17 protein-coding genes and 1 pseudogene are annotated in these 17,514 nt (G+C 41.7%); 9 read left to right on the top strand and 9 right to left on the bottom strand.

The features are described 5' to 3' along the window. Positions 1-117 precede the first annotated feature (117 nt). The gene (locus V7K85_RS19635; protein WP_334815698.1) at positions 118-333 is read right to left on the bottom strand and encodes a DUF2839 domain-containing protein; all 216 of its coding nucleotides are present in this window, start codon (positions 331-333) and stop codon (positions 118-120) included. 165 nt (positions 334-498) lie between these two features. Further along, positions 499-2,067, bottom strand: coding sequence for an ATP-dependent DNA helicase (locus V7K85_RS19630; RefSeq protein WP_334815696.1), 1,569 nt, complete (start codon positions 2,065-2,067; stop codon positions 499-501). Positions 2,068-2,192: 125 nt separating this feature from the next. Between V7K85_RS19630 and V7K85_RS19625 the strand changes: the two genes are divergently transcribed. Further along, the gene (locus V7K85_RS19625; protein WP_334815694.1) at positions 2,193-3,155 is read left to right on the top strand and encodes a M48 family metallopeptidase; all 963 of its coding nucleotides are present in this window, start codon (positions 2,193-2,195) and stop codon (positions 3,153-3,155) included. A 94-nt stretch (positions 3,156-3,249) separates the two neighbouring features. Here the strand turns inward: V7K85_RS19625 and V7K85_RS19620 are convergent, their stop codons facing one another. Next, positions 3,250-3,993 carry a PEP-CTERM sorting domain-containing protein gene (locus V7K85_RS19620; RefSeq protein ID WP_334815693.1) on the bottom strand — a complete coding sequence of 248 codons (744 nt, stop codon included), beginning with the start codon at positions 3,991-3,993 and terminating at the stop codon, positions 3,250-3,252. Positions 3,994-4,344: 351 nt separating this feature from the next. Here V7K85_RS19620 and V7K85_RS19615 point away from each other — a divergent pair, with 351 nt between their 5' ends. Next, the gene (locus V7K85_RS19615; protein ID WP_334815691.1) at positions 4,345-4,770 is read left to right on the top strand and encodes a hypothetical protein; all 426 of its coding nucleotides are present in this window, start codon (positions 4,345-4,347) and stop codon (positions 4,768-4,770) included. 232 nt (positions 4,771-5,002) lie between these two features. On the opposite strand, the gene V7K85_RS19610 is transcribed toward V7K85_RS19615, so the two are convergent. Further along, positions 5,003-5,263: a hypothetical protein gene (locus tag V7K85_RS19610; RefSeq protein WP_334815689.1), complete on the bottom strand. Its 261-nt coding sequence runs from the start codon at positions 5,261-5,263 to the stop codon at positions 5,003-5,005. Between the two features lie 169 nt (positions 5,264-5,432). Between V7K85_RS19610 and V7K85_RS19605 the strand changes: the two genes are divergently transcribed. From V7K85_RS19605 to V7K85_RS19585, 5 genes are all read left to right on the top strand, one after another. Continuing rightward, on the top strand, positions 5,433-5,633 hold the full coding sequence (locus tag V7K85_RS19605; protein ID WP_334815687.1) for a hypothetical protein: 201 nt from the start codon (positions 5,433-5,435) through the stop codon (positions 5,631-5,633). Between the two features lie 57 nt (positions 5,634-5,690). Continuing rightward, on the top strand, positions 5,691-7,376 hold the full coding sequence (gene lysS / locus V7K85_RS19600) for a lysine--tRNA ligase (RefSeq protein ID WP_334815685.1): 1,686 nt from the start codon (positions 5,691-5,693) through the stop codon (positions 7,374-7,376). Between the two features lie 157 nt (positions 7,377-7,533). After that, positions 7,534-7,941: a type II toxin-antitoxin system RelE/ParE family toxin gene (locus V7K85_RS19595; RefSeq protein WP_334815683.1), complete on the top strand. Its 408-nt coding sequence runs from the start codon at positions 7,534-7,536 to the stop codon at positions 7,939-7,941. Next, a complete protein-coding gene (locus V7K85_RS19590; protein ID WP_334815681.1) occupies positions 7,938-8,648 on the top strand; it encodes a helix-turn-helix domain-containing protein in 711 nt (236 codons plus the stop codon). The genes V7K85_RS19595 and V7K85_RS19590 overlap by 4 nt, the downstream gene beginning before the upstream one ends. 70 nt (positions 8,649-8,718) lie before the next feature. Further along, entirely contained in the window at positions 8,719-11,349 is a 2,631-nt protein-coding gene (locus V7K85_RS19585; RefSeq protein ID WP_334815679.1) for a CHAT domain-containing protein, read from the top strand. A 215-nt stretch (positions 11,350-11,564) separates the two neighbouring features. Here V7K85_RS19585 and V7K85_RS19580 read toward each other — a convergent pair whose 3' ends face one another. Further along, positions 11,565-12,161 carry a glyoxalase-like domain protein gene (locus tag V7K85_RS19580; RefSeq protein WP_334815677.1) on the bottom strand — a complete coding sequence of 199 codons (597 nt, stop codon included), beginning with the start codon at positions 12,159-12,161 and terminating at the stop codon, positions 11,565-11,567. Positions 12,162-12,357: 196 nt separating this feature from the next. On the opposite strand from V7K85_RS19580, the gene V7K85_RS19575 reads away from it, so the two are divergent. Continuing rightward, a complete protein-coding gene (locus V7K85_RS19575) occupies positions 12,358-12,987 on the top strand; it encodes a sigma-70 family RNA polymerase sigma factor (protein ID WP_334815675.1) in 630 nt (209 codons plus the stop codon). 231 nt (positions 12,988-13,218) lie between these two features. On the opposite strand, the gene V7K85_RS19570 is transcribed toward V7K85_RS19575, so the two are convergent. Beyond that, a complete protein-coding gene (locus V7K85_RS19570; RefSeq protein WP_334815673.1) occupies positions 13,219-13,596 on the bottom strand; it encodes a nuclear transport factor 2 family protein in 378 nt (125 codons plus the stop codon). A 32-nt stretch (positions 13,597-13,628) separates the two neighbouring features. On the opposite strand from V7K85_RS19570, the pseudogene V7K85_RS19565 reads away from it, so the two are divergent. Further along, positions 13,629-13,892, top strand: a pseudogene (locus tag V7K85_RS19565) (tetratricopeptide repeat protein); the annotation flags it as partial. A 109-nt stretch (positions 13,893-14,001) separates the two neighbouring features. On the opposite strand, the gene V7K85_RS19560 reads toward V7K85_RS19565, so the two are convergent. The 3 genes from V7K85_RS19560 to V7K85_RS19545 all read right to left on the bottom strand — a co-directional run bounded on the left by V7K85_RS19560 (position 14,002) and on the right by V7K85_RS19545 (position 17,503). Continuing rightward, positions 14,002-14,721, bottom strand: coding sequence for a hypothetical protein (locus V7K85_RS19560; RefSeq protein ID WP_334815671.1), 720 nt, complete (start codon positions 14,719-14,721; stop codon positions 14,002-14,004). 365 nt (positions 14,722-15,086) lie between these two features. Then, positions 15,087-16,607, bottom strand: coding sequence for a sensor histidine kinase (locus tag V7K85_RS19555; protein ID WP_334815670.1), 1,521 nt, complete (start codon positions 16,605-16,607; stop codon positions 15,087-15,089). A gap of 446 nt (positions 16,608-17,053) precedes the next feature. Next, positions 17,054-17,503: a Csu type fimbrial protein gene (locus tag V7K85_RS19545; protein ID WP_334815668.1), complete on the bottom strand. Its 450-nt coding sequence runs from the start codon at positions 17,501-17,503 to the stop codon at positions 17,054-17,056. Between the last annotated feature and the right edge of the window lie 11 nt (positions 17,504-17,514).

Here is a 17,514-nt window from a genome sequence, read left to right as displayed (position 1 = left end):
AACAGGCAAAGCCTCCCATTAGGCATTAAGAAGTCGGAGACTGAGAACGAGGCAAAATACTAGTCCCCAGTCCCTCTTTGGGCAGTGGCTTTCCGAGTCGAAGACTAACAGCAGGATTTAGAAGACTACTTGCCACCAACCGAAGGCTGGGCCGATAAAACGGATAGTTGCCCATCCTACAACCATAAGGATAATGCCTATCCAGGCACCACGAGTTGTCCAACTGACAAATTGTTCGGCTTGAATTTTTGTGATGGGAAGCCAAGGCAAGATCCGAGTCTCTTGACCGTATGTTTCCCCTTGTGTGGTTTTACGACGCTTTGCTTCACCCATAATCAGCAACTCAAATTTTACTTAGGTTTTAAATTTATCTTGCCAGGAATGATGGCTACTCCAGAGGCGATGAATCGCATCACCTTCATAAGCTGATAATAGTGCTTGCTTTTAGACGATCGCACTTTGGTTGACAAAATTTAAATTGGGCATTGACAAATGACCTTAAGCTGAATTTTCTTCACCAGTGTTAGAAAATAGACTGGGATCGAGATAGTTAATGCGTGCCAGAGGACTTAAAGCAGTGAGAATTTGAGCGCCGTAGCTGCGGTTAACTACGCGACTATCAAGTAAAGCCACAATACCTTGACCTTCTCTTAGTGGAGCGATCGCCCGTTGTAATTCATTCAAAGCTGCTGGCAACAAATATAAACGAAACCAATCTTGATGCGATCGCTTATAACGAGCTACCCTACCAGCTACCAGAGGATTTTCCAAAGATGGTAGGGGCAAAGTAGCAATAATTAACAGATGAGGTGCCGGCAAGACTCGTTGATGTTCTCGCCAAAATTCCCAACCGCTAATCAAAATCCCATTTTCATCCAAACAAGTTTTTTCTACTTGCACCCGCGAACCAAACTCTGAGGCTAGAATTGTCGCAACTTGAGACTTGAGTGGTACATCCCCCACTAAGACAACCGTTAATCCTGGTGCTGTAGCACTTAGACAAACCAGTGTGCGGACTTTGTGAATAAATGCCGCTTGAAATTCTGGCGTGTTAGGTAGGGGCAACTTATAGGGTACATACAATTGAATTGCTTCCGCTTGACTTTCCGAAGAGAAATTCAGACAAGTTAAATCGTCCAAACCCAAGCGCTGTCGGAAAAGAGGAGCCTCAGTTTCCGGTTCTATAGCGCTGCCAATTAAAACTACTGGTTGTCGCTGCCAAATGGGCGAGAGGATTTCCCCTAATTCCATTGGGGCGTAGTGCAAAGAAAATAAACCTTGTCGATGGGCAATAGTCGCCCAGAAGAGAGCAGGGGAGGCAGGGGGAGCAGGGGAAGAGAGATTTTCGGCGAGGGTTTGAAATTGTTGCCAGAATTGTTTCCAAGGTTCTGGCAGTGCTTGTACTGACTCTAAAGCAGAATAGAGACGGCTTAAAATTTCTATTTCTGGTTGAGAAATTAGATAGCACTCATAGGGATTGACAGGATGCTGAAAAAGTTCGTGTGTTAGTTGTATCCGTGCTTCGCGAATTGCCTCAGCTTGGTTTGGGCAAGCTAGCATGAGTTGATCCCAATCATCGGGTTGAATATCTTGGGTAAGTTGATCACGCACCCAATCTTCTAGATCATCTACCCCATCAATAATTGTGGGGATGCCTGGGGGAAAGCGATCGCCACCAGCAAATTGTCCTCTTAACCAAGCTTCTGGGGAGGTCAACAGTAGCCCTTGGAACTGGGCACCAGGCCAAGCGTCACCTGTCCTAATCGATTTGTTGGCTGGTAGCCATTGCTGTAGGCGGGGAATTTCCACCCGCAGCAGAAGTTGCTGCACCGCTTCTTGAGCAACAATAATCACAGGGCCATGCCACATCAGGGCTGATGCTACGAAACTAGTACGATACCGCCCTTGATAGCCACAAACTGCCCCTACTTGAATTAGGGCGCTACGTCCCAGGCGCAAGGCGCGTGCTACCAACCGTGCCATCGTCAAATGATGGGGCCAGGAAGGGAACCCCGCCTGCGATCGCAAAAAGTTATGTAGTGACAAATGAACTTCTGCCTCAATCACACGCTTTTAATTCCATACAAAGTGACTTTTACTTCCAATTGCCCCATTTCTATTATGTTGTCCTTTGTCATTAGTCATTTGTTTTTGACCAATGACTAATGACCAATCACCCAATACCCTGAATTATGCCAACTTACACAGGAATTTCCAGCGAAGCCTTCAGGCATCCACTAGATCGCCAAGCCGAGCAAGCTTTACGAAATTTACCGGGATTTGATTTAATCGCTCGTAAATTTGTGGAATTTATCTACGAACGCCCTCAATTAGTCTATCTAATGGGTAACACCATCCAAGTCGGGCCGCGTCAGTATTCCACTATTTACCAGATGTTTCGAGAATGCGTCCGAGATTTGGACATTTACCCAGAACCGACACTGTTTGTCTCGCAAAATCCCCAAGCAAATAGCTATGCACTGGGGCAAGAGAATCCTTACATAGTCATAAATACAGGGATACTAGACTTACTAGACGAAGCCGAGATTCGGGTGGTGCTAGCCCATGAGCTGGGGCATATTAAATGTGGTCATACTATTTTAATTCAAATGGCCATGTGGGCGATGAGTGCTGCTTCTGCCTTGGGAGAGTTGACCTTCGGCATCGGTAATCTTGTAACACAAGGCTTGATTTACGCCTTTTTTGAGTGGCGGCGGAAAGCCGAGTTATCGTCAGATCGTGCCGCACTACTGGTGATGGATGACTTAAATCCCGTGATGTCAACGATGATGAAACTCTCTGGCGGTAGTAGCAAATATGCCAATGAATGTAGTTTACAAGAGTTTATTAAGCAGTCAGAAAATTATCAGGCACTGGATGAAGATGGATTGAATCAAGTGTATAAATTCCTAATGTACAATGGCGCTCAAGGTATGATGTTGAGCCATCCTTTCCCAGTTGAACGCTTGCATTACTTACGGGCGTGGGCAGTATCCGAAGAATATCAGCAAATTCGCCGAGGAAATTATCAGCGATCGCCTGCTTCCGGCTCTGTAAATGTTGCATCGGAATCTTCCGCAAATGAAACAGAAACTTTGCGCCGTCAAATTGAAGAATTACAACGAGAAATCGACAGAATCAGAAGGTCTGAGTAAATTGTTTTAGGGTGCGTTAGACAAGGTTAACGCACCACATCCAGCTTCTTCAATAGGTTACACGCTCCGTAACACTATCTTTGTTCGGTGATTGCTACTTTCTTTTATGTTTAAGAGCTAACCTTGAACTGAGTATACCTAGTAGAATTAGAACGCCATGAATCGAAGTGGGTTCAGGAACAGGTTTAGCACTAGGAAGTTCACGAATTGTGAAGGAACCAGAAGAATTGTTTGCGTTTAAATTATCGCCAACATCAACAGAAAAAGTGAAATCTACGGATTCACCAGGAGCGACAGATCCTCCAGACCACACCAAATCGAAAGAGCCGTCTTGGAGCAGTTGCGTGAATTTAGACGAGGTAGGCTGAGGGTCAGAGCTTGAACCGTTGAAGTCAAAAACTGGAATTACAGTGCCAAAGGGGACAAGAATTAACTCAGGCGGTCCAAAGTTATCATTAACTCCAAGGCCAATCTTAAAACTAAACCCGTTCCAAGTAGAGTTAGTATTATTTACGGCTGTTTCAGTAAAAAAATACTCTGTTGTCCCTCCTGAAGGTTCAACGAACAATTGAGTATCAATCGGGGCTATAGCTTGAAAGGTTTTAGGTGTACAAGATAAGCCAGGGAAGTTGAGAATCTGATTCTGGCTTGCAGCTGTGCTGTTGTCGTTATTAGGAAATGGCGTATTAACGGGAGTTTGAACTTGTGTACAGAATATATCGCCCTGACCTTGCCCCGTAGGCGGACTTATGCTAGTAATGCTACGAGCCTGTGCTGCTCCACCAAAGCATAGATAAAATGCCAAGGTAGTTACAAAGATTTTAGTTATTTTTTTCATTTTCTGATATCTCTTTGGTTGTTAAGAATTCCAGCAACCAAATTTTATCAGGACTTATGCATTGACAGATTAACAGAAATGAATAGTCAAACGATAATTTTGTACAAACTTGGATTTGATTCTAGATTTTGGCAAAAGTAAAACTCCTTTTGCTTACTTGGATAAACTGAAAGTACTGCTAATCCAGTTAACTTTGCCACTCTAGTTTTTTTTGGATTCCCTGAAAGCGGATAATACTTTCTAGCTGGACTACCATCCTCTTGGCGTGGGACAAGTCCAAGATTCAAAATTAAGACTTGAAAATTGCTTAACTATATCTCAGCATTAAATTAGATGTATGCATTTCTGAATATGGCAATTCACTTGACAAAACGGCTTTCTGTGTTCGCTGCTATTCTAGCTTTTGTCCTTTTCATGCCGGGAATTGCCTTAGCTGCACCCGTTCAATTCCATACTACTTCTGGTGTTATTTTCACCCAAACTACTAAAACTGCAACCTACTCCACCTCGTCGGAGATTAACCTGACTCCCTTACAAAGCCAACAACTCCAGGCTGTGCGTCAGAGAAGAAACAGGGAAATTGAGGCAGTTTTAAATACATCGCAACGTGCCCAACTTACTCACAATCTCCGGGCTGGTAATAATATCAATCAAGCCCTAGAAAAATTGAAATTGAAACCAGAACAGCAAGAGTTGGTAAAGGCGATCGTGCAATTTACTAACTTGAAAATGAAGGCTGTTTCATCTAGGCATTCGCTAAAATTGAAGCAAAAATAAAGCTTGGAATTGCAGAGTAAAATCTTTAATTATAGTTAAAGATAATCAATGATATGTTTTCTGCAATTTGTCCTTAAGAGAAGCGATCGCCTAATTATTTTTGAGTGGCGATCGCACGCGCCCTCAAGGACAAATATTTCTCACTGCCAACTTTTGCAGCATTTATAAATTAATCTTGTCCTATTGAGCATGACGGCTACCCGTTAACTGAGCAATATTACTTTCGACACCTTCATTCCTGACTACCTGGCTCATTACCACTGCTGTCAGCAGTTCCATCCAGAATGCTTTTGAACAGTTCCTCAGGAGTCATCCCTCGCTTTTTCGCTATATACTCCAGCATTCTTTCAATTTCAGATTTCCTTTCCCTAATTCCAAAGCTGATGACTGAAGCACCTTGAGCCGCCTTGCTGCAATCGTTTAACCATGCCCAAACGGTTAGCCAGTCATCATCATGTTCATTTAAGGGGGCGATTGGAAACCGTTTTGGCATATTTTTGTTTCTTTTTTGAGTAAAAATAGCTTTAAAAATAGATATATGAAACTTTTTTGTATCTTTTGTGGTTTATTTTATAAGATTTGACTAAAGCAAAAAGCCAGTGCGTCCCGTGGAAAGTTCGGCACTGGCTGTTGCTCCAAACTCAATGGAGACTTAATCTATTATGCCCTATCGAGACGATCTCAATAGGTGGTTAGTTGTGCGTTTACTTGCCAACATGCAACGAGTTGTTGTGGCTCGTTTCCGAACACAATCGGATGCTGATGGGTATTTGCAGGTTATTCAACGCTTAATACCCGATGGCAAATTTTTGGTAGTGTTTGATGGCGACACCAAATCTGAAGTTTGTAAAGATTGCAGATAATCGCCCCACTTGATTGCAGCATCTATAATTAATCTTGCCCTATGAGAGTTCGTTACCATGTCGGAAGAAGATATCCGTGCCGCTAGGCTGGAAAAAGTAGACCAGCTCAAGCAGCTAGGCACGAATCCCTATGCATATCGTTGGGAATCCACCCATCATGCAGCCCAATTGCAAGAACAATTTGCTGATTTAGCCAGCGGTGAAGAAGTTGATTTAGAAGTTGCTATAGCCGGACGCATTATGGCGCGTCGCGTTTTCGGTAAATTGGCTTTCTTCACCTTGCAAGATGAAACCGGCACAATTCAGCTTTATCTGGATAAAAATCGCATCCAAGAAGGTATGGCAGATATTGATGCTGATGCCTTCAATCACTTGAAACAACTTACAGATGCAGGCGACATCCTGGGAGCCAAAGGTACTATTAAACGGACTGAAAAGGGCGAGTTATCTGTCTACGTTAAACAATATACTATCCTGACTAAATCCCTGTTGCCCCTACCCGACAAGTGGCATGGATTAACGGATGTTGCCAAGCGCTACCGTCAGCGCTACGTTGACTTGATTGTAAACCCGGAAGTGCGGCAAACTTTCCGCCGTCGCGCCCAAATTACTGCTGGTATCCGTCGCTATTTAGAAGAACGGGATTTTCTGGAAATTGAAACACCGGTTTTGCAAAGTGAGACTGGGGGTGCAGATGCGCGTCCATTTATCACCTACCACAACACTTTAGAAATGGAGTTGTATCTGCGAATTGCCACAGAACTTCATCTCAAACGGTTGATTGTGGGTGGTTTTGAAAAGGTGTTTGAATTGGGGCGGGTTTTCCGCAATGAGGGAATTTCGACTCGACACAATCCCGAATTTACAACGATTGAAGTTTACCAAGCCTACGCCGATTACAACGATATGATGGCGCTGACAGAAGGGATTATTACTACTGTCGCCCAAGAGGTACTTGGCACGCTGGAAATCACCTACCAAGGGGAACCTATAGATTTAAGACCACCTTGGCGGCGGTTGACAATGCACGATTTAGTTAAAGAATTTACGGGTTTGGATTTTAATTCTTTCCAAACTTTGGAAGAAGCAAAAACAGCAAGTAAAAATGTTGGCATTCCTGGCATAGATGAAGCCCAATCAATTGGTAAGTTACTAAATTTAGCCTTTGAAGAAAAGGTAGAAGCTAATTTAATTCAACCTACCTTTGTAATTGATTACCCTGTAGAAATTTCGCCCCTAGCAAAACCTCACCGTTCTCAACCTGGTTTGGTGGAAAGATTTGAGTTATTTATAGTAGGGCGAGAAACTGCCAATAGCTTCTCAGAACTTACCGATCCCATTGAGCAAAGAGAACGTTTAGAAGCCCAAGCTGAAAGAAAAGCTGCTGGCGATTTGGAAGCCCAAGGTGTAGATGAAGACTTTTTGACAGCTTTAGAATACGGTATGCCGCCTACAGGTGGTTTAGGGATTGGGATTGATCGGTTGGTAATGTTATTAACTGATTGTGCCAGTATTCGGGATGCGATCGCCTTCCCTCTCCTCAAGCCCGAAGGCAGCGTTATTAAGCAATTTAGCCACGATCCAAAAACTCAAACACTGACTATTGAATTTGATAGTGGAAGTGTTTACGAATATTTCAAAGTACCTCCTAGTGTCAAGGAAGACTTAGACAATGCACCGTCTAAAGGTCAATATTTTAACAAATTTATTAAAGGGAAATTTAAATTTGAACAATTGAGTTGACCTACTTAAGCATATAAACAACTAGGGTGCGTTATGGCTTTGCCTAACGCACCATTTTTATTGCCTAAGTTGCACTCCCGTAATCTATATGATATTCCTTTAAAGGAATAACAGGATTGACATTCTTTATAAGGAATACTATACTGTGAGGTAGGAAGTGATCTGGACTTGGGAACTTTATCTAAATGTCAATGGGGAAATCCCCAAAGATTTGCTGGCTTTTTTCATCAGGATGATTCCCGAAAAGGAAGAACCAGAAAATCCACCAAAACCATTACTGAGTGCTTCCGAAACCAAACGTCTGCAAGTTAATCTTGGCTACCTGTGCAACAAAGCACTCGCATCACTTACCAGTGGCATCTTTGAGAAACTGGAAGATGATTTGTATGAGTTACGTATGACTAAGAGCGAACATAATCCACGGTTTCTCTTAACGGCTGCTACTCCTCAGAGGTTTGTGGTGCTGCACGCCTTTATGAAGAAATACGACAACGCTATCAAATATAGAGACAAAGAACCTGCAAGAGTGAGATTGCATGAATTGCAGCAGAGGGAACAATCATGAAAAAGCCTAATTTTCAAGCTTGGTTGCAGCAGAAAGTCAGCGACGAACCAGAGGTGATTCTGTCGGGAAAGTTAGAGTACTTGCGTCTTTATCTCACAGATGCTATGCGGGAAATACGTAATAAAGCAGGATTGACTCAGGCGCAGCTAGCGGAAAAACTAGGAGTAAAGCAAGCGGCGGTGTCCAAACTGGAGTCAGCCTTAAAGGAACATGAGTTGGAATCAGTGTTGCACTATTTACACGCATTGGGTGCAGATTTGCTGATAGCCGTCAAACAAGGGGATGAATTATATCAAGCTAGTGATAACAAAGGTGTATTGCTGGTAGATGTACCAGATGTAGTTGCACAAAAGGCATTAGCGGCAAACATGAGCGTGCGGGAATATGTGCGTGTAGCGATTGAAAAGTTTTCCAGCGAGGATGATGGACTGAGAATAGCTTTGGTAAAACTGCTGGAAAGTGACGATTCGGTAGCGGTGAAAGTGAGAGCGCGTTTGGGTTCAAGGACAATCCAAGAAATTGCGGCTGAGTTAGAAAAATGTTTGAGTCTTTCGGAAGAAGACAGGATTTTTGCTGTCAAAAATGTTTTAGCTGCTAATGTGGCGTGTGGAGAAAGTAATCGCGGAACCAGTAATGAAATTGATGAAATTGAATTGTTGGATTTAGCTGAAGAATTGCTGGAGAAGTTAATACATGTTTTGGAATGATTCTTATAAGTGTTATTTTTTTGGTAAATAGCAAAATACCTTCAATTAATTAACTATTGGCAAATTAATTATGAGAGAGGAAGTTATAGATTTTTTATTGGAAATATTGGTGAAAACCTCACAAAGTTCGGGTGATAAGAAGACAGTTTATCCTTTACTGCAAGATAATTTAGACAAACTAGATTTAAATTTTGCTGACTCGTTGCGCTATTGGTCTAAAAATTACTTTGCTGGAGAAAGTCTATATAAGGCACAAACAGTAGCAGCAGCTATTGGTAATTTTGGTACATTAATTGGACAGTTTCCACAGGGAAACATAGCTAACAACTTAGATATTGCAATTGTATGCTTTGAGGTTATTGAAATCATTTTTACTCGCGAAGAATATCCTATAGAGTGGGCAACATCTAAACTTAATTTGGGAAATGCTTATGGTAATCGCATTTATGGCGATCCTATAGAGAATCGAGAAAAGGCAATCACAGCTTATCAGGATGCTTTAAAAATTTATTCTCGTGAAGAATATCCTATAGAGTGGGCAGAAACACAAACTAATTTGATTCTTCTTTACTCTGCAAAAATCAAAAATATAAAAAAAGATTATAATTATGTAAATTTAGATAAATTAGTATCAATCTGTAATGCAGTATTAGAAATTTTTACACGAGATAGTTTTACTGAAAAATGGGTTATTATTAAAAGTAATCTCGCATTTCTTTACTGTGATACTCCACATCATAAACGCTCAAATAATTTGGAATTAGCTATAGATATTTACAATGAACTATTAGGTGTATTGAAAAAAGAATCACTTCCTGAAGAATGGGCAAATACTCAACTTAATATGGGTATTGCATATGATAAAAGGCTTCAGGGAGATCGGCAAGAAAATTTTAATTTAGCAGTTCAAGCTTATCAGAATTCTTTAAAATTTTATACTCGTGAGAATTATCCATTTACATATGCCATACTTCAGAATAACTTAGGTAATGCTTATCGTGATCAAGGATTAGCAACTTCTGCAATAAATTATTATTGGTTAGCCTTAGAAATTAATACACACACAGCTTACCCTAATGAATCACTTAGGGCTTCTCGCAATCTTGGTAATACAGCTTTTAAATCTGGATACTGGGACGAAGCTATTAAAGGCTATAGTATTGCGATTAAAGCAGTAGAGACTAGCCGGAGTTGGGTAAAATCTGAATCACGTCGTCAAAATATTTTAGAAGAATCTATCGGCATTTACGAAAGCATGGTGCAAGCTTGCATCAATGCTGGAAAAATAGAAAAAGCTTTTGAATATTCAGAGCGATCGCGTTCCAAACGTCTGGTAGACTTAATGGCAAGCTACAACCTCTTTCAAGGCGAAGAAATTCCCCCAAAAGTCCAAGAATTATTGCAGCAGTGTGAAGAACTGCAACGACAAATTGACCAAGAATGCCAAAGCCATAAATCTGAAAATAATCGCAGTGAAACACGCGCTGCATTCCAAGCTTATAATGAAGCGATCGCACTTTTAGAAACCCAAAAACAACAAGTTTGGGAAAATCTCAGACGCGAAGACCCCGTATTAGCAGGAGAAATTCAAGTTAAACCCCTCAGCTTGTCAGAAATTCAAAAGCTAATTGACCAACCCAATACAGCTATCCTCAGTTTCTACACTACTAACAGCGACACCCATATTTTTATCGTCCAGCAAAACAAAATTACTTTCCACACCTGCACAGGACAAGGGTTAAATACGTTGCAAGGCTGGATTAACCAGAATTGGTTATTGCCTTATATGAATGATTCCCAAAAATGGGAAACTCAAATTGACAGTATTCTCCGCGAATTAGCTGAACGCCTGCAAATACCTAAACTCATATCCCAACATCTTGAAGGAATAGAAGAATTAATTTTAGTACCTCACCTGTTACTGCATCAGATTCCCTTTGCTGCTTTACCTACAGGAGAATATCAGGAATATTTAGGAGATAAATTTCTAATCCGTTACACTCCTAGTTGTCAAATTTTAGAATTTTGTCAGCAACGCCCAAGTGTAGAAACTTTGTATGCAAATTCTTTAGAATATGGCACTGTGGAAGATACAAAGGATGACTTACCTCTAACTAGGTTTGAAGGTGAACAAATTGCCGAACTATTCAACATTCCCCAAGAAAAAAGATTAATCGGTACCAGTCAAGGCACTTGTAATAACTATCGGCAATTAGCAAAACAAGTTAATGTACTCCATTCTTGCCACCATGCTGTATCTCGCCTCGATAATCCTTTAGAATCTTATTTAAAATTAGCAGATGGTGATATTACTTTGGGGGAATTGATGACACCCGGTTGGCGTTTGCCTCAGCTTGTAGAAGTGTTTCTCTCTTGCTGTGAAACTAATTTGTGCACACCAGACTTAACTGATAATATTTTCACTCTTTCCACAGGCTTTTTATGTGCAGCTGCTAGAAGCGTTGTCAGTTCACTGTGGTCAGTCAAGGAATTAGCAACAGCACTGTTTTCCATTTTCTACTATCAGCAGCGACAAGAAGGTAAAAGCCGTCCCAAAGCTTTACAACAAGCTCAAATTAAGCTACGCGAACTCAGAAAAGATGACCTTGAAATATATGGTCAAACGACAGTAAAAGAAAATGAATTTCCCTTTTCGCATCCAGTTTACTGGGCTGCTTTTATTTGCCAAGGTTTACGCTGATAAAACAGTATTGGGGTAATTAAGTAAGTCGGCGTAAATAATTAAAGGTTCGTAGTGAGCGATTCATCGCTCATAACAAAGTTTATCAGCACTAAAGTCCTTACTACAAACTAGAATTTATTTACGCCTAGCTATATAAAAAAATATTGGGTGGTGCGATGCCTACGACGGCAAGCTACGCACCACCCAACCTAAAATAATCTAAAATCTAATCACTAATTCGCTACTTCAGCCACCTCAATAACCCGCCCTTCATAGTCCTTGACTAAAAAATTCAGCGGCTTTTGGTTACGAATCTTGAATTTCAAACCGCGCATTTCGACTCGCATTAAAATCATTTCCAGGCAGTCCTTGTCAAAGCAAACGTGGCGTTGCTGATTTTTGTTACCTAAACTCGCGCCTGTAATGACGTGTAGCTGAGTGTTTTTCTTCAATTGATACCACAGCCCATCGTTGGCATTATTCATCATTTTACTAGACAAGCTCGGCCCAGTAGACATATATAGTGGATCAATGCCAGTTGCGCCTATAGTTTGTTCGTAGTTGTAGTAGTAGTGCAAGGGCACCTCAGCTGCTGGCAAATCTAGCAGCCCTTCATACAACTGTCGGGCAATCTCCAAATCTGACACCATTACAGTGTGTACTTTTGGGGCACTGGTGAGAAACATCCACATGGCACCAGCATAAGCTGCTAGCAGCATCACCATAATGCCTTGAGTGGAGAACAGGCTATCTAAGGGCAGAGAAGGCAGAAAGGAGCCTAAAGTAAGGGGACTGAGCAGGAACGATATCACACTAACTGCTATAACCATGAACAAATAAGGATTCTATAAGGGAGTCAATTTTATGATTGTCAATTCAGACTAAAATTAAGTCTTTGTTTCTAGTTTATCAATACTCAAGTAGTCTGAGTCTCATCTACAAACTGAGCAACACCAAGATATTATGCGATTAACTACGGGAGTGCAATTCCCAAAACTATTTTAACAACTATCAACTCAAAGGCTTGTGCAAATTCCTCATTTTCCCGAAGCTAATCACCCCCTGGTGAAGTCGCTGTTTCATCACAGTGACCATGAACTACTGACTCTGTTTCAGCGCTATCCAGATGCTGGAAAGTACTTTACGGTGATTTTTTGCCGCTATAGTCCCATAGTGTATACCTTAATTCGGCATTCGGCGCGATCACCTGTGCAGGCAGATTATCTGTTTGCCCTCACCTGGCGGCATATCTACTACGAACTCGGTGGACTAAATTTAACTGACTCGGAATCAGACGAGTCAGCCTTAACCATGCAAAATTGGTTAATTAATATGACGGCTTTCTGTATTAATGAGATTAAGTTACCACCTACAGAAGCAATTCATTATTCTCTCCAAGCGACTTCGCCACCGCTATGGTGCTATGTAGAACAGGCGTTAGACCAACTACCAGCAGTTTTGCGATTGATCGTGTTAATGGTTCAAACTTTCCACTGGAGCGAAACTAGAATTGCTGCTTATCTGCAAGCCGAAGGAGAAGCGATCGCTCCAAGTGAAGTAGCCAATTTACTCCACGAAGGCTATCGTCTGCTAGAGGACAAATTACCCACAGATATCCGTGCCATATACTTTGGGGAAGATTTTGCTAAATCGTAACTTAAGTATAAACTTGTATAGTGCTTGTCTTAAATCTAAAAAATTAAAACTTCTTTTTAAACCTTCTACTTAAACCCGCAACTTTACGGGTAATTTTAAGAGACAGAATTCTCAATTTACCGTTGATGGTAGCAGTGGTGTTAACTCTACTGTGGCGAGACGTAGTGGGAGGAAAAGCAACCTCTTTGCGACAGACACCACCCCGCCGTTCGTTGCAGCGCCTTGTTAGGCTCAGTGGCCGGACAATGGAGGTGGACAGATTTCCATGGTTTGAATCAAGCCATGCTTAATGGTGAAACGATGACCAACGTGCTCATCGGCAAGAACGGCTCCAGCCAGGTCGCGCACGACCTGATGCACATCGACTAAAATACGCCCGGCATCCTCCGAGGAAAAGGCAACCGGCTCCACGTGCGGATTGATCTCGGACCATTGCTCCGTCCAATAAGCGCGGATTGCTTGATGTCCATGCACATAACCGCCTTTAAACGCTTTTGGCCAAGCCACGTCAGGAGTCATTGTGGCGAGGGCGGCGTCAATATCTCGCGCGTTGAAGGCAGCGTACGCCGCGCGTATCAGTTCAATTTCTGGTGCAGGTTTATCTGGCATAAAAGGTGTGGTGAAGGACATGCAGCAGAGGCCTAACAATTCACAGTCCTGTAGGACGCTACGAACGGGTCTTTGATTTACTAAAACAAAGTTTAACACTCTCTAAAGAATTGCAAAATTTGCCAGAACAATTAAAATCTTTTGAGTCCTATGCTAAATTATACGAGCAACAAGGTAATTACCCAACTGCCCGCAATTTTTACGAAAGGGCGATTATACTGGCACGGACATTGGAAGACAGCAAACAAAAAGTGCAATTGCTGAATAAGCTGACTAAAATGCTTCAGCGAAAGTAGGAGTACGGCATCGGAAATCTTTTGTATCGTTGAAAGTAGGGTAGCACAGCTAGCTGTACTACCCTACTGAATTGAAAACAGCTAAAATTTAACCCACGCCTTGCCCCTACTAATTCAAGAACACTGAACCGTTTCGTTCAATTCTCATAGTACTTCTACCCTGTGCTGCTTCAGTGGCTTCCTTAAATGTAACTTCCAAGCTTCCTGGCTCTGAAGAAGCTTGTGGAGTCACTATCAATTGCCCGTGATCTTCTCGTTCAAATGTCACCGTTATTGGTGCGCTTAGAGCTTGCAGTGTTACATCTGACTTACCTGCTAGCGATCGCGGTGCCGTATCGCCAATCACTTGGAAAGTTACATTAGCGGCAGTCTCATTTATCAACTTGATATTAAGCTTACCATTTGCCAGTGTGATCGTAGCACTGGGGGTTTGGGGTGGTTGTAGTAGTGGTGGTTGGTCAGTGGAAGCCGCCCCTGGTGAGGGCTGTTGGGCTTGATCACCAGAAACTGGGCGTGCTGGTATAACACTTGGTTGTGCAGCTTCACCACCGACACCCAATCTTGTTTGCTCTTGTGATGGGGTCGCAGGGGCAGGAAGAAGCCCTTGATCAGCTAGTCTTTTTGTTAGCGCGTTGGGAGGACATCCCTGCGGCACTATAACCCGACTGTTATGTGGTTCTTCGTAGAAAATCTTAGGACAAGGGTTAATCTTGGAAGTAGACTCCTGTGCTACTGCTTGAGAAATGGCTGGCAGACTAATCACTAATCCCCCCAAAATAGCGCCAAATAACTCAGCAGATTTGCGGAACTTTTGAGACTTTATATTCATTCTTGACTCCTAGAAAACTCAAACTTTTCTTTCTTAAATGATTTCTCAAGCAGTAAATTAAATTAGGGCTTATCAGTCGTTGAGTACATTTATTTCTACTATTTAACAAACCACTCCATTTTTCGTATCTAGCCAAGGAGGCTAAAATCATCTAAAAAAATAAATATATTTCATTCTCAAGACTGAAAACCTCATCATTAAATAAGACCACAGCTTTAATCATTGTGATTAGCCACATTTTTTAACAGTCAAATTGTCTTGTTTAACATCCCGCTAGAAAATAAATTTCCTGGGTAATAGTTAAACTTAACTTGAGTGGACTGAAATTTTACATCTATCACAGGAGATAAATATTTCTTGCCGAATTAAGACTCAAGAGTTATTGGTAAAGTGACAGTAAACGTGGTGCCAATGCCTTGGATACTTTCAACTTGAATATGACCCTGATGATATTCGACAATAGCAGCAGCGATCGCTAATCCCAATCCTGAACCCGTAGCGCTGGCTGTAGCTGTATTCCCAATCCTGTGAGTCCGTGCCGGATCTACCCGATAAAACCGGTCAAACAAGCGTGGTAATGCTTCTGCTGGAATTCCAACTCCGGTATCACTCACTTTAACTTGCAACTGGGCACTCGTGTAACGTAGTCCAGAAACGCGGTTTATTCCCTCTATCCGCGCCAATTCCACTTTCACCCGTCCACCGGCAAAACTGTAATGTAAGGCATTAGCAATTAGATTTGTGAACAGCCGCACCAGTTGATCCCAATTGCCCATAAGCGTAAACCAATTTTCCAGTAATTCGGGGCTAGTTTCCCAGGCGGGAGGATCAACTAAATCTAGAGAAAGGGTAATTTCTTTTTCAGGGACTAACAATTGTTGTTCTTCAACCACCTCCATCAGCAAAGCGTCCAGTGGACAAGGTGAAAAGATATCTTTGCTAATACCACTATCCTGCCGTGCGAGGAACAGTAAGTCATTGACTAATTTACCCAAACGCTGCGTTAACCGTTCCACCACTTTTAACTGTTGCCGATACTGCAAAGAAGTAGTCGCTTCTACGTCTGCTAAATCCAAGTCAGCAAGGGCGACTTGCACATTGGTTTGAATCAAAGTAATCGGACTTCTAAGTTCATGGGAAGCATCAGCAGTAAATTGTTTGAGGCGTTGGTAAGACTCTCCTACAGGTTCCATCGCTTTACCCGAAAGAAACCAGCCACTTGCGCCTACAGAAAGCACCATTAACCCAATACCTAGCGCCAAATCAAAAATTAACTGGCGACTGGGTTTAGTGACTTCAAACCAGGGATGGCTTACACGCAAATATCCTAATACTTGCCGTCCCATTTGCACCCGTTGTGTGACTTGTCGCAACAACAGTACTGAGTGAGGAGTAAGGAGTGCTGAATCAGGAATTTTAAATTTTGTTAGCGCAGCGTTAGCGAGTCTGCGTTCGCGCAGCGTCTCGTAGAGAGCGTCATTTTGAATTTTGAATTTTGAATTTTTCCTCTCTTCCTTGACTACGCGCACAGTTTCACCAGTGCGGTTGGCATGAATGGGAATATTTAGTGGTTCGGATAGCGTTGACCAAAGTAATTCACCAGTCGGACTAAACCATTCTAGGTCGATGTGGTCATCTTCTACGGTGTCGGTATTGTCACGAAAACTGGCTTCTACATTAATGCGAAACTTGTCTACATCACCATTGATCGGCTCAACTACAAGCGATCGCTCTACAATTTCCACCACATGATTGAGGGTATCGTCAATCCGCTCGATCAATGTACTGCGGACATATAAATATACTCCACTGGCGAATAATAGTAGTAATACAGCAGTGATGGTAGTATACCAGACGGCAAGACGGCGACGAGTAGCTTGAAACATATTGCAATGCCGCGAAAAATGCTTTGGGTAAGCGAGTTAGCAGAGAAGAAAAGAGATATGATATTATCAATTATTTTCAAAGAAAATACTCTTAATTAAGATATAACCCAATACCGTTAAGTTAAACCCAAAATCCTTGGTAAAGACGTTGCATTGCAACGTCTTTACATACCTAAAATCAATATCAAAAATCCTTAACCCAAGCGGATTTAGATATAACCGGAAAAATTATTGCGTAGGTATAATATTTTATCAGTAGTATTGATAAACTCTTACTTTAACGAGTTTCATTGGCGACGATCGCCCGCGTCACTGGAATCTCTCCACGTTGGCTTCAACACTACGTAAAACAGAAATATTACTTGGTTCCTAAATACTTTGAAGACTTACCTTCGAGTGGGAGAGTGACGGCGCAAGTTTTACCAATTACTACTTCAGTGCTGATGTTAAAAATTAACTGTAGCTGTAATGGAATCTGTATAATTTCCAACCTTGGCATTTTGCCGAGCTGGAATTATGCCATAAATAGTTACAGTATCCGTTAAAGTAGAACTGATATAGTGATCGCTGTTTGTTCCATCGCCCCAAATCTGTGATCCTGCTGCGTCTAAATAAAGATTATAATTAAGATAATTACTTCCAAATGTCAATTTCCGGGGAGTATAAGAAAGACCATTACCTTGGCTGAGGTCAATAGTAATTGAGGTAGGAACTGGAGTTGCCGAAGAACAATTATAAAATATACTGCCAGTAGATGTTTCGTTACTACCATCAAAAACATCGTAAGAACCAAAATTCACACTACTAATGGTTACATTGCATTCGGATAAAGCAGGTAAGACAGTAGTGCAGTTAAAAATAATTCCTAACATTAATATAAATTTATTACTTATCATAGTTTATATTT

Source organism: Nostoc sp., from assembly GCF_036917615.1.
Lineage (GTDB): Bacteria > Cyanobacteriota > Cyanobacteriia > Cyanobacteriales > Nostocaceae > Nostoc.
The sequence above is the reverse complement of the archived record's forward strand: the minus strand, read 5'-3'. Positions and strand labels throughout refer to the sequence as shown.